10 protein-coding genes are annotated in these 13639 nt (G+C 31.5%); all 10 read right to left on the minus strand.

Features of this window, described 5'->3' with window-relative positions; translation table 11 throughout:
• Positions 1–123: 123 nt before the first annotated feature.
• The gene (gene rlmD / locus GQF29_RS17440; RefSeq protein ID WP_117598769.1) at positions 124–1482 is read right to left on the minus strand and encodes a 23S rRNA (uracil(1939)-C(5))-methyltransferase RlmD; all 1359 of its coding nucleotides are present in this window, start codon (positions 1480–1482) and stop codon (positions 124–126) included.
• A 32-nt stretch (positions 1483–1514) separates the two neighbouring features.
• Positions 1515–2252: a hypothetical protein gene (locus tag GQF29_RS17445; RefSeq protein WP_008789532.1), complete on the minus strand. Its 738-nt coding sequence runs from the start codon at positions 2250–2252 to the stop codon at positions 1515–1517.
• A gap of 54 nt (positions 2253–2306) precedes the next feature.
• The gene (gene gatB / locus GQF29_RS17450) at positions 2307–3740 is read right to left on the minus strand and encodes an Asp-tRNA(Asn)/Glu-tRNA(Gln) amidotransferase subunit GatB (RefSeq protein WP_008789531.1); all 1434 of its coding nucleotides are present in this window, start codon (positions 3738–3740) and stop codon (positions 2307–2309) included.
• A gap of 2 nt (positions 3741–3742) precedes the next feature.
• On the minus strand, positions 3743–5185 hold the full coding sequence (gene gatA / locus GQF29_RS17455; protein ID WP_008789530.1) for an Asp-tRNA(Asn)/Glu-tRNA(Gln) amidotransferase subunit GatA: 1443 nt from the start codon (positions 5183–5185) through the stop codon (positions 3743–3745).
• Positions 5186–5476: an Asp-tRNA(Asn)/Glu-tRNA(Gln) amidotransferase subunit GatC gene (gene gatC, locus GQF29_RS17460; protein WP_008789529.1), complete on the minus strand. Its 291-nt coding sequence runs from the start codon at positions 5474–5476 to the stop codon at positions 5186–5188.
• Between the two features lie 11 nt (positions 5477–5487).
• Complete coding sequence (locus GQF29_RS17465; RefSeq protein WP_008789528.1) at positions 5488–6564, minus strand: CamS family sex pheromone protein; 1077 nt, start codon at positions 6562–6564, stop codon at positions 5488–5490.
• A complete protein-coding gene (gene ligA, locus GQF29_RS17470; RefSeq protein WP_008789527.1) occupies positions 6561–8549 on the minus strand; it encodes an NAD-dependent DNA ligase LigA in 1989 nt (662 codons plus the stop codon). The genes GQF29_RS17465 and ligA overlap by 4 nt, the downstream gene beginning before the upstream one ends.
• 242 nt (positions 8550–8791) lie before the next feature.
• Positions 8792–10939, minus strand: coding sequence for an ATP-dependent helicase (locus GQF29_RS17475; protein WP_008789526.1), 2148 nt, complete (start codon positions 10937–10939; stop codon positions 8792–8794).
• 193 nt (positions 10940–11132) lie between these two features.
• Positions 11133–12707, minus strand: coding sequence for a hypothetical protein (locus GQF29_RS17480; protein WP_008789525.1), 1575 nt, complete (start codon positions 12705–12707; stop codon positions 11133–11135).
• Positions 12700–13404, minus strand: coding sequence for an ABC transporter ATP-binding protein (locus GQF29_RS17485; RefSeq protein ID WP_008789524.1), 705 nt, complete (start codon positions 13402–13404; stop codon positions 12700–12702). The genes GQF29_RS17480 and GQF29_RS17485 overlap by 8 nt, the downstream gene beginning before the upstream one ends.
• Positions 13405–13639: the final 235 nt, after the last annotated feature.

Consider the following 13639-nt stretch of genomic DNA (forward strand, 5'->3'; position numbering starts at 1 on the left):
TTCAGAAAAAATAACAGCAGCAAACTTCAAATCATTATCTCTCTTTTTTCATATCTATGAAACTAAAACGTAAAACCACTCTCATTATCACCTATATCACAAAAATATAATACTGTTTCCAGTTTAAATCAAAGTTTTCTTTGATAAACGAATTATATTTTCAATATTATGAGTTTGCGGAAACATATCTACAGGTTGACATATATCTACTTGATAATTATGTTCTTGAAGATATGCAATGTCTCGAGCCTGTGTAGCCACATCACAAGAAACATATATAATCTTATCTGGCGACAAAGTCACCAATTGATCTAAAAAGACTTGAGAACACCCTTTTCTTGGTGGATCAACCATGACAACATCAATATGTTTTTGTTGTTTTGCAAATTCAACCATAAATTCACCAGCATCTTGACATGTAAATTCAACATTTGAAACATGATTTCTTTGAGCATTTTCTTTTGCATCAATAATTGCTTGTTCTACAATTTCAACACCATATACCTTTTTAACATACTTAGCCATAGATAAAGAAATTGTGCCAATCCCACAATACGCATCAATAACTTCATCTGTAGGTTTTAAATCAGCAAACTCAATAGCTTTTTGATAGAGATGTTCAACTTGTTTTGGATTAACTTGATAGAACGATTTAACAGAAATACGATATATATTTCCCAGAAGTTCATCTTCTATATACCCTGGACCATCTATTACCTTCACTTTATCACCTAAAATAACATTGTCATGTTTTTTATTTATATTTTGAATGATTGTCTTGAGATCTGGAAACTCATTTTTTAATGTTTTTACAATAGTATTTATATTTTTAATTGAATCTTGATATGTAATAAGAACCAACATAAGCTGTTGTGATGTCAAACCATATTTAACAAGAATATGCCTAATATTTCCTTGATGTGACATCTTGTCATAAGGATTTTCCTGAGCTTCCTGTAAAAGATTTCTTACACGATTGACCAAACGATTTGATTCATTATTTTGAATATAACATATTTCCATTGGAACAATGTCATTACTATGCTGTTTATAAAACCCAGTCACAATTGTATTGCCGTGTAGTCCAACTGGTACCTGAACTTTATTCCTATAATACCATGGTTTTTCCATCATTAAACAAGGCAAAACCTCTACATGACAATGTCCAATCCTTTGTAATGTATCCTTTACTCTTTTTGTCTTAAAGTTTTGCTGACCAGCCATAGAAAGATGTTGAAGATGGCATCCTCCACATTGTTTAAACAAAGGACACCTAGGTTCAACTCGATAAGGACTTTGCTGATAAACTTCTATTAATCGTCCAATTGCATAATTCTTCAAAACTTTAATAATCTTAATTTTACCAACTTCATCAATTAACATATTCTTGACAAAAACAGGAAATCCATCAACTTTAACAATTCCCTGACCATCGTGAGAATAATCTATACATTTAGCTTCTAAATATTCATTCTTTTGCATTTTGTCCTCCAAAAAAAACGAGCATAGCCCGTTTATTCATTTGTATCCTTTAAAGTGCTCTCTGCTTTTTCCTTACTCTCTTTATCTTTAACTGATGCAAGGGTATAAGAGAATTCATCATTTTGTACATGTTTTGTTCCAAAGATAGGGAAATCTTTACTATCTTGAGAAGTTAAGTACAAATTCACTTCATATTGAGATACATTATCAATTTTTCCAAATAAAGTACTATACGTTTTTCCATCTTCTTTTGGTTTTCCAACAAGCTTATCTAATGTTTGCACAACATTTTCAGCTATCTTTTGAGCATCTTTTGTCTTCATTCCTGGCTTATATACAATATCCACTTTTAATTGCTTACAAGTTATTTCCAAAGTTATATCTTGAATTTCAGAATGTTCATTCTTAGCAGTATCAATAGCTGCTTTTCTTAAATCATTAGAAATCTCAACAATACCTTGACAACGATCCCCATAAACTGGACCATTATTACGAGATTCTAAGAAAATATAAATAGAAAATGCTATAAAAAGCACACCAAAGACAATCAAAACATAGTGCCACCATTTCCAAACAAATTTCTTCTTTTTCTTTGCCATAGGTTGAATATCCTCTTCTTCACTACTATACTCATCAGTATATTCATATGTATCAGTTACACTTTCATCATTTTGTGTAGCTTTCATATTCTCTAACTCATCAATATGAGAAGTCTCTTGATAATCTTTTTGATCATCATCTTCATCATCAAATTGAAATTTTCTAGCCATAATCTCACCTACCTTTTCTTATTGTACCAAAAATCGAATGAAATGTATAGGTCATTATTTCGTTCTTTCTTTGAGTAATTGAATCAATATTTGATTAGCAATTTTTGGATTCGCCTGTCCACCTGTATTCTTCATAATCTGTCCAACCAAAAATCCAACAGCACGATCTTTTCCAGCTGCAAAATCCTGAATAGATTGCGCATTATTATCTAAGATTTCATTTATGATTATTTTTAACTGTTCAGGATCTGATATTTGTTTCATTCCTTTTTCTTCAATAATAATCTCTGGATCTTTTCCTTCAGCCATTAAACATTCAAAAACTTTTTTTGCTTGTTTAGAAGAAATCGTTCCATCTTGAATAAAAGTAATCATTTTCCCTAAGTATTGAGGTGTTAGTTTTGTTTCACTAATTGCTAAATTTTCCTTATTTAAATATGCTTGAACTTCACCTAACAACCAATTACATACAAGTTTATATTCCTGGCAAGTTTGAATTGCTGCTTCATAAAAATCAGAAATTGCTTTATTTGAAACAAGAATATGTGCATCTGTCTTAGGTAATCCATATTGGTTAATATAAACTTTCTCTCTCTCATCTGCCATCATAGGCAGGTTGTCTTTAATTTGCATAACCCATTGATGATCGAGACGAATTGGTAAAATATTAGGTTCTGTATAATATTTATAATCAACAGCATCCCCTTTAGCACGCATCATAACTGTTTCTCTGCTATCTTCATCAAAACGACGTGTTTCCTGCAGCACTTCACCACCCTGAATTAAAACTTTTTCTTGTCTCAATGCTTCAAATTCAATTGCTTTTTGAACATTAGAAATCGAATTTAAGTTTTTAATTTCAGTACGAATCCCAAATTTTTCACTACCATATGGGCGAAGAGAAATATTCACATCACAACGCATAGACCCCTCTTCCATCTTTGCATCAGAGACATCTGTATAAAGGAATACTTGTCTCAATTTTTCTAAATAAGCAGCTGCTTGAGCACCATTGCGAATATTTGGTCTTGTAACAATTTCAATTAATGGAATACCCGCACGGTTATAATCTATTAATGAATAATCATCAAAATGGAATTGCTTAGCTGTGTCTTCTTCCATATGCAATCTTTCAATTTCAACACGTGTTACGACACCATCAACCTCTATATCCAAATATCCATTTCTACCAATTGGCCTTTTATCTTGTGTAATTTGAAAACCTTTTGGTAAATCTGAATAATAATAATTTTTACGATCAAAGCATAATAATTCATCAATCTCCATGTGTAATGCATGACAAACACGAATAGCAAATTCAACACCACGTTTATTTAAAACTGGCATTGTTCCTGTCATCCCCATATCAACTTCATTCACTTTTGTATTTGGTTCTTCACCAAATGTCACAGGAGCAGCTGAAAACATCTTTGAATTTGTTTGTAACTCACAGTGAACTTCCAACCCAATAACTTGTTCAAAATTCATGTTTACCCCTCCCTCGAAAATTGATTCTTTAATCCTAACGCATTTTCTAACGCATAAGCACAATTGAAAACGGTTTGTTCTTCAAAGACACGTCCCATAACATTTATCGCAATAGGCATATGATCAACAAAGCCACTTGGTAACGACAAACTTGGTAAACCAGCAAAATTTCCTAATGATAAATGGTTCTCCAAAATCAGATATTCATCACTCAATCGATCATCAGTTGCTTCATCTACTTTTGGTGCAACACTACCACCATTTGGTGTTAAAATAATATCATAATTGTTGTATATCTTGTTTAACTCTGCAACAATTAATCTTCTGACTCTTTGCGCTTTTCTAAACATTCTCTCTTGATTTTCAGTTGCTAAAGCAAGGTTTCCAAGAATAAAGCGACGCTTGATATGATCACCAAATCCATGTGTACGTGAATTGATCATAATATCATCTGTTGATTCACCATCTTGTCTATTACCATATTTAATACCATCTAAGCAAGAATGATTACTTGTTGCTTCTGAATTAGAGATAATTGTATATGTAGGAAGCAATGTTCTCATCAATTCCACAGGCATTGTAACTTCTTCAACAATAGCTCCCAAATCTTTATATGTTTGAATAACCTTCTCAAAATTGGTTTTAATTTCAACATTTCTAATTTCATCACTCACTGATTTAAGAACTGCAATTTTCATTCCACGAATGTCATCAGTTAAATTCTTAATATAACAAGGGACTTCTTTTTGACTTGAAGTCATATCACGATCATCTCGTCCAGCCAATGCTTCAATCACAATTGCCATATCTCTCACATTTCGTGTAAATGCACCTACAGTATCTAAACTTGAAGCATATGGAATAACACCATAACGTGAAATACGTCCCCACGTTGGTTTAAAACCGACAATTCCACAGAATCCAGCTGGTTTACGAATGGAATCACCAGTATCACTTCCTAAAGCAAAAGGAACAACACCACTTCCTACAAGAGCTGCACTTCCACCTGAAGATCCACCCGCGATGCGTGATGAATCCCATGGATTATAGACTGGTCCTGTTAATGCTGACTTGTTGGTTCCACCCATTGCCAGTTCATCCATACTCGCTTTCCCAACTAAACAAACACCTTCTTGACTTAATAAATCAACAACATGAGCATTATAAATAGGTACATAATTTTCTAACATACGACTAGATGCAGTTGTCTGAATTCCTTTTGTATTATAATTATCCTTCAAAACATAAGGGATACCACTTAGTAACTCTTTAAAATCAGCTTGTTCTAAATCTTGATATGCTTTCGTCTTTGTTATTGTTACAAAAGCATTCAATCTATTTTGTTGAATATCAATTTCTTTAAATAATTCATCATAATATGCTTTTGCATCCAATTCTCCAGAAGAGAATAAATGATGAAGTTCTTCTATACTATATTGAATCATTTATCCCACCACCTTTGGTACTTTGATTTGATTTTCTTGCACATCATGTGCATTTTTTAAAGCATCTTCTCTACTTATAATATGATCAGCTACATCTTCTCTTAAGAATGTTGTTTCAATTTCATAAGGAAAAGCAAGCGGTTCAATCCCCTCAGTATCAATAGCTTCAAGAGCCTGAACATGGCTCATAAAAACATTATACTCTTCTAGGAGTGCTGGCATTTCTGCATCACTCACATTAAACATTGTTTTACGTCCTAATTCTTTTAACATTTTCTCTGTATCATTCATACATATTCCTCCTAATACAAGTACGTACTCTTACTGCTTTGCCCTTTATCTTTTACAATAACTGCCTGTAATTGATCTTGTGAATTCACTAAGACGGATATCTGAAAATCATAAGTGAATTTTGTATCTATTGCATCAGCAATAATAGAAGTCAAATACATTAACTCTGTAGATGATTTTATATTTAAATTGGCATTAATAACCATAGATTGAATTTCATTATTCATGTATCGTGCTTCTCCTACAAAACCAACAGCCTCAGTTGCAGCGTTTTTAACAGTTCTTTTAATGGTTTCAAAATCAGCAAATGTTGTTTTATCTAGTTGCTCAGCACGCTCACTTGTAAATAATACATTTTCATGGTTCACTTTATTAATTTCGCCAACGTCTTTTTGACAATAACTTTTTAAAATATAATTTCCATCAACGCTACTCGTTGCAGTGTTAGTCGCTTTATACACTGTAATCAGAATAGGTAAATCTTTAACTTTTTTAAACTCATCTGCTTGTCTAATGACATTATAAAATTTCTGAATACATTCTCTCCCATAACTTTCAATATCACTATTACTCATGGGCTCTGCCAAAACACTATTATCACTATTTCGCGGTTCTATGATTAATGAAAATGAAATTCCTTTGAGTGTATATCCTTTTCCATCTTTAACAAAATAATCCTGTTCCTGAACATTTTGGAGCATAATGGGATCTTTGATACCACCAATTGTTGTCCCTGATGCAGGTTGCAAAGAATAATCACTCTTTCTTTTAACCAGTTCATTTTTCAATGATAATTTCAAATATTGTCCTTCACTCATATAGTGATTTGATGTAGAGAAATAATCAGAAGAGAGAATCTGTAGCCCTCTTCCAATTGTCTTAAAATCACTTGTTGCTCCATAATCAAGATAAAAACCTTCTCTAAGTTCACTGTCACCACTCTCAGTTTTAATAATCTTGTAATATGAATCGTCAAAGGAATCCATCGTTGCAGTATCTGTATTGGTTTGTTCCTGAACAGATTCTTTAGCACGATGACATCCAACCAGTAACGTTAATGCCATACATGCGAGAATTAATTTTTTCATAGATTAACCTCCTTTCTAAATTCTTCCTCAGTTAAGACTGTAACACCTAGTTGATTGGCTTTTTCTAATTTGCTTCCTGCATCACGTCCACAAATTAAGAAATCAGTATTTTTAGAGACACTTCCTGTAACATTAGCTCCAAGCCTTGCTAAATAATCCTTCATCTCTTTACGAGTCATCAATTCAAGTGTTCCAGTAATGCAAACTGTTTGACCATTAAATATACTTTCCTGTAACAAAGTTGTTTCTTTCAAATAGTTCATATTTAATCCTAAAGCCTTTAAATTCATAAGAAGTTCAAGACTGGCTGGGTCATTTCTAAAATGATTAATTGATTGTACAATCGTTTCACCTACATCTTTGATGGATAACAATTTTGCTGTGCTCGCCTCAAGCATTGCATCAATACTTTTAAATTCCTTAGATAAATTATCAGCCATCTTAGCTCCAATCCCTTTGATACCAAGACCAAACAATAATTTTTCCATTGAATTTTCTTTACTTTTTTCAATAGCCGCAACCAAATTATCCATAGATTTCTTTCCAAAACCTTCAATATCCATGATCTCTTGTTCATGTTTATATAAATCATAAATATCTTCAATATTTTTTACAAAGCCTAAATTATAAAATTGCTCAATAATCTTTTCGCCTAATCCTTCAATATTCATTGCATCTCTTGAAGCAAAGTGAATAATACGTTCAATCTTTTTAAAATCACATTGATCGTTTAAACAATAATAAGCAGCTTCATTATCTTTTCTAACCAATCGACTTCCACAATGAGGACAGTATTCAATCATTTTGAATTTCTCTTCACTTCCATCACGACGTTCTTTTAAAGAACGAACAACTTCAGGGATAACATCTCCTGCTTTTCTCACAACAACATAATCACCTATACGAATATCTTTGTTTTTGACATTATCTTCATTATGTAAAGTGGCACGTTGAACTGTACTTCCTGCAACACGAACTGGTTCTAATATAGCATTAGGTGTAATTTGTCCCGTTCTACCAATCGTAAAAATAATATCTTTGAGTTTTGTAACAACTTCCTCTGCAGGAAACTTGTATGCAATTGCCCATTTTGGAACTTTAGCTGTATATCCCAAACGAACTTGTTCTTCAAGATTATTGACCTTTATAACAATTCCATCAATTTCATAAGGCAAAGTATCACGTTTTTCTGTCATCTCTTGGATAAATGCCCAGACATCTTGAATATCAGAAGAAACATGTGTCATAGGATTTGTTTTAAAACCTAATTCTTTAATATAATCTAAAGCTTCTTTATGGGTTGTACACCCCACTTCTGTTGCAGTTGGAACCATATATAGAAAAGCATCTAGCTTTCGCTTAGCAGCTATTGTTGAATCAAGTTGACGAACGCTTCCAGCTGCTGCATTACGAGGATTGGCAAATAATGCCTCTCCTGCTTTCGCTCTTTCTTCATTCAATTCATTAAATGATTTTTTAGGCATAAATATTTCGCCACGCACTTCAAAATCACCATCATAATCAATCGTTAAAGGAATTGACTTGATTGTTTTGACATTATGTGTAATATCTTCTCCAACAGTTCCATCTCCACGTGTAGCTGCATAATCTAGACGTCCATCAGCATAAACAAGTGAGACAGCCAAACCATCTATTTTTAATTCACAAACATATTCAACATTTGGATACGTCTCACGAACTCGTTCATCAAATGCCATCAATTCATCTTCATTAAAGATATTACCAAGTGATAACATCATTCTTTCATGAGTAATCTTTGTAAAACTATCTAAAACCTGTCCTCCAACACGTTGACTTGGAGAATCAGCAGTTAGCCATTCTGGATGTTGATTTTCAATTGCTTGTAGTTCTTGCATTAAGCGATCATACTCCTGATCACTTACTGAAGGATTATCCAAAACATAATACTGATAATTATATTCATTAAGTAATTTTTTAATTTCTATCAATCTTTCAAAAGTCATCTCAGTACACTCCATTTCACTTGCTCATTATAACAAAAATACCTATTGAATAAAACCATAAACATCAAAAAAATATGATTCTCAATATTTCTTTGATTTCTATAGAATATCACAATATTGTTCCCTATTTCTTAAGAAATTATAAATATGAATACACTTCTCAACTTATCTTTTAAAAAATTTGTATTTTTACATAAAAAGATGAAAATAAGTGTAGTTAAACTTATCTTCATCTTGCTCAACTAATTCGATAACTTCTTCAATGCCTTATGATGGGCCATTAATGTTTTGATTCCATAAGGAACAGAGAATGCTATATCTAATGTATTCCCATTAACTTTAACGATAACACCTTTACCAAAAGCTTCATGTTCTACAAAATCTCCCTGTTTCCATTCATCTACCTCATTATCTCCTATCATTTCTTCAACAGTAGGTCCTAAATGTAAATATTCTTTAGGTTTAAACTTCGAAGGATTCCCTGCATGTTCAACCTTATCACTGCCAATTTCATCAATAAATTGAGATGCCATCTTAGGAGAATTTGTAATAAAATTAAAACCTTGGCTATCAGTTAAATAAAGACGTTTTTTAGCACGTGTAAAAGCGACATAAGCCAAACGACGTTCTTCCTCCATGCCATCATCACCACTTTCAGAAACACTTCTAAAACTTGGGAATACATCTTGTGATAATCCAACGACAAAGACATAATTAAATTCTAATCCTTTTGCCATATGTATACTCATTAGTGATACATATTCGTCATCAAAAACATCATCTTGAGAAGTATATAAAGCAATATCCTGTAAATAACTTTCAAATGTTGGTGTATCAGGATGCGTATTCATATAATTTGCAATAGATGCTTTTAATTCCATAAGGTTTTGAATACGATTATCATCTTGATCATTTCTTAACATTTCAAAATAACCAACATCCCCCAATAACTTTTCAAAGACATCTGGCAAAGAGAGACTAGATGCTTTTGCATTCTCAATACATTTCACAAATTCAATCAATTGCTTCTTGGCTTTCCCAGACAAACCTATCTCATCTGAAAAAGTTGTTAAAGCTTCATAATTAGAAATACCATATTCTATTGCAACATTTTGAATTCTTTCTAATGTCTTTGCACCAACGCCACGAGAAGGCACATTGACAATTCTTTCAAAAGAAAGATCATCTTGATTAACCATCAAACGAATATAACTTAAAGCATCTTTGATCTCCTTACGATTGAAGAATTTTAATCCACCAAATATTCTATAATCAATTTGTCTTTGAATTAATTTTTGTTCAAAAGAACGTGATAGGTAGTTCGCACGATAGAGAATCGCAAAATCATGATAGTTAACACCTTCTTCTTTATGAATAATTTCTTCAATGGTATCACATACAAAGTTTGCTTCTGCTTCTTCATCAACCCCTGAATAATGTAAAACCTTAGGTCCATCATCTAATTCAGTGAATAATTCTTTTTCCATTCTATTTTTATTTTTTCTAATAAGATTGTTAGAAATATCTAAAATTGTTTTGGTTGATCGATAATTTTGATCAAGAATAACTGTTTTGGTATCAGGGAAATCTTTATCAAAATTCATAATAAAATGAATATCAGACCCCCTAAATGAATAAATTGTTTGATCTGGATCACCAACCACACATAGTACTGCTTGTCCTGATAAATATTTGATGAGTTTGTAATCAACTTCGCTGACATCCTGGAACTCATCAACATGAATATATTGAAAACGTCTCTGCCATCTTTCTAAAATCTCAGGAAAGTTTTCAAAAAGCTCTACCGTCTTCAGTAAAAGATCATCAAAATCCAACATGAAATGCTCTTCTTTATATTTTTCATAATCATCATAAGCAATCGCCTTTTTTTGTTCACCAATATAGTCTCCCGCAAAAGACATCGCTCTTTCAGGTGAAACACCTGCAATCTTATATGCAGAAATATAATGAATGCAACTTTTCAAGCTAATTGTTTTAGAATCTATTTGACGCTCTTTGAATATTTTCTTTAATAAAGACTTTTGATCCTCTTCATCCATAATAATAAAGTTATTTGGATAATTTAATGCTCTAATATTTTGTCTTAAAATACGTACACATAATGAGTGAATAGTACATAACAGACTTCCCCCAGCATAATCACCTAATAAACCAATAACACGCTCTTTCATTTCATTTGCTGCTTTATTCGTAAATGTAATTGCTAAAATATGACGTGGTTCAATACCAACTTCTTCAATCAAATAAGCAATACGATATGTCAACACTCTTGTCTTTCCACTTCCAGCACCTGCAATTATACGCAAATGTGAATCCAAATATGTAGCTGCTTCTTTCTGTCTAGGGTTTAATAATTCATCTAAATTCATATCATATCACTCCTCATTTTTTCATTATAACAAAGATAAGTGATGAAATCTATCATCACTTATCTAAAGATGAAAAATCCTAAATATTTATGTCAATAAATATGAATTGATTATTTTCTTCATCTCAATTTTTATATCTACAAAATATAAAATTTCATTTATATAAAACAAGCCTATTCTTGACAAGAAATCTTTAATGATGAATTTTAAATGTGTCCCCTGCTTTTTTATAAACAAGAATACATGCAATAATACAATAACAAACACAAAAAACAATACAAATGATTCCAAATGAAAAAATCGGTAATGATAATTTTGTAAATGCAAAACAAATAACATATGTTAACGAAACAATAATTGAATAAACTGGATTTTTCATTTCTGTATATGCATTATAGGGCTGTAAAAGGTAATATAAAATTAAATAATGTGTTGAAAAGAAAACGCTCATAGAAATAAGCGATACAAACGCAATCAGTGCATATGGCAATTGATGAAATCCACCACCTATGATTAAGGCAATCCCATAACCACCACCTAATATAACCGTTGGTAATAGATTAATCTTAATCATCTCTCTTAAGCGAATTTGAAAGAGTTTCAATATATTTTTAGGAATACGATAAAATGTATAAGTCAGCATAGAATGATCACAATTAATAAACATGGCTTGTGTCACACTCTTCGTTGTATTCATTAAATACATAAAAAATACAAAATATGGTAAATAGGTTGTCAGAACTTTATATATATTAACTTTTAAAGATATATCTGCATGAAGCATAACGACAATCAATAAAACAGTTGCAGCCAAAACAATATAAGCCTGACGTTTTGCAGCACGCCATAATATTTTTTTATGTCTTTTCATAAAGAGTTCATTAAAGTATTCAAACCCTGTTTTATGACTCATTATCTGTGTATCCATCGTCATCATCTTACGATAAGAATCATTAACAAGATCTTGGGTATTCATATTGATGAGTGTGCTCACTCCTTTTAATAATTGATAACTAAAAGTATGATAACATGGATATTTAAAGATATAAATCATTCCCCATATACTCAAACATGCACTTGCGATGAATACCCCCATGAGTATACTTATAGGCATAACAATATTTAAAAATATCAATCCATACCCCAATAATAAACATATAATACAAAAAGCAATAACACATGGAGAATTATTATTTTCAGTACGAACTCTATGATTCTTTTTGAAATCATTTAACCGATAAACAGCAACAATAAGTTTTAAACCAACAATAGCAACTGTCAAAACACCAACAAACCAGATGGGATATTGTAACTCTATAGAAAGATAAAAAAGACAGGGAAGTAATCCAGCACAATGTCTTAAGAGTGTATATAAATATTGTGATAAAACAAATTGTCTACCATCCATTTTCATGAGAATCACAGCGTAATATTTATCCTTGGTTGGTTCAAATATACCTGTATTTAAAAAGGCTCCAATGATGCTCAAGAAAAATAATAATTGTAAAAATGATGATGTATTCATATGCCCAAACCATTCTAATGGCAGCATAAACATAAGAGTAAAATAAAGTATTTTTCCTAAAAAGATAGAAACCATTTCCCAAAGCACACTAACAATATTAGCAAACACTTTTAACCCATAATGTTTATATAAGGAATTTGGAAGGAGATGTTTCACAACCGGAATATGTTTCAAAGCATAAATAATGGTATTCACTCGATATGTACCTTTTAAACGATAAGAAATCCTAAATGTCTTAAACATGATCTCCATCCTTTAAAACACGAATAATCTTTTCCTGGAATGCAGCATCATCTAAATCCTCTTGTGTTATCAAAGATAGCTTGCCATTATTTAAAATAACGATTTCATCACACAAATCAACTGCCAATTCCATAATATGTGTTGAAAAAATAAGAATATGATTTTGTTTAATCCCTTTTAAAAGCTTCTTCATTTCATCAGCCACAACAACATCTAAAGATGTTAATGGTTCATCTAATAATAAAATATCTGGTTCAGCAATCAATTGAACTAACATCTGCATTTTATTCTTCATCCCATGAGAAAAATCTTTCAATAAACGATCCCTATCCTCTTCAATAATATTAACAATATCAAAATACTCATCAATACTTTTCAAATGATGAATATCCTTTTGATTAATTTCAATAAAGAATTTCAAAAATTCTCGAGCGGTCAAGAATTCAGGAACAGTTGGAGTCGATAGAACATAACCAATATCACTCATCGTCACTGGTCTTCTTCCTTCATCTTCAATATAAAATCTTCCCCCATCAATTTCAATATCTTGATTTATACAATTAAATAATGTTGTTTTCCCAGCACCATTTCTTCCTAAAAGCCCATATATTTTCCCTTGTTCAAAACGAAAATGAATATCCCTTAAGACCAACTTCCCTTCAAAATGTTTTTGAAGGTGCTCTATCACTAATTCCATAATATTCCTCCTCATGATTTTTAGTATATCATTGATAAACTTTTCTTACAACTTTAAAAAGTTATATTAATAGATAGTTCTTCAAGCAATGACATTATTTCCTTCCAAATGAAACATAACATCAAAATAGAAGAAGAGAAACTATATATTCCTGCCAAAATTAAAAGTGATGCCAGTGCAAAGTTACTTTACAAAATATTTATAATACTATGAGATATTTTCTTTCATTAACTTC

Origin of the sequence: Coprobacillus cateniformis (assembly GCF_009767585.1) — a bacterium.
Classification (GTDB): domain Bacteria; phylum Bacillota_I; class Bacilli_A; order Erysipelotrichales; family Coprobacillaceae; genus Coprobacillus; species Coprobacillus cateniformis.

Coding starts and splice junctions, on each gene's coding strand:
- GQF29_RS17465 (WP_008789528.1), bottom strand. CDS start 6,564: ATGAAAAAATTAATTCTCGCATGTATGGCATTAACGTTACTGGTTGGA.
- GQF29_RS17480 (WP_008789525.1), bottom strand. CDS start 12,707: ATGTTTAAGACATTTAGGATTTCTTATCGTTTAAAAGGTACATATCGA.
- GQF29_RS17445 (WP_008789532.1), bottom strand. CDS start 2,252: ATGGCTAGAAAATTTCAATTTGATGATGAAGATGATGATCAAAAAGAT.
- gatA (WP_008789530.1), bottom strand. CDS start 5,185: ATGATTCAATATAGTATAGAAGAACTTCATCATTTATTCTCTTCTGGA.
- ligA (WP_008789527.1), bottom strand. CDS start 8,549: ATGACTTTTGAAAGATTGATAGAAATTAAAAAATTACTTAATGAATAT.
- GQF29_RS17475 (WP_008789526.1), bottom strand. CDS start 10,939: ATGAATTTAGATGAATTATTAAACCCTAGACAGAAAGAAGCAGCTACA.
- gatB (WP_008789531.1), bottom strand. CDS start 3,740: ATGAATTTTGAACAAGTTATTGGGTTGGAAGTTCACTGTGAGTTACAA.
- GQF29_RS17485 (WP_008789524.1), bottom strand. CDS start 13,404: ATGGAATTAGTGATAGAGCACCTTCAAAAACATTTTGAAGGGAAGTTG.
- gatC (WP_008789529.1), bottom strand. CDS start 5,476: ATGAATGATACAGAGAAAATGTTAAAAGAATTAGGACGTAAAACAATG.
- rlmD (WP_117598769.1), bottom strand. CDS start 1,482: ATGCAAAAGAATGAATATTTAGAAGCTAAATGTATAGATTATTCTCAC.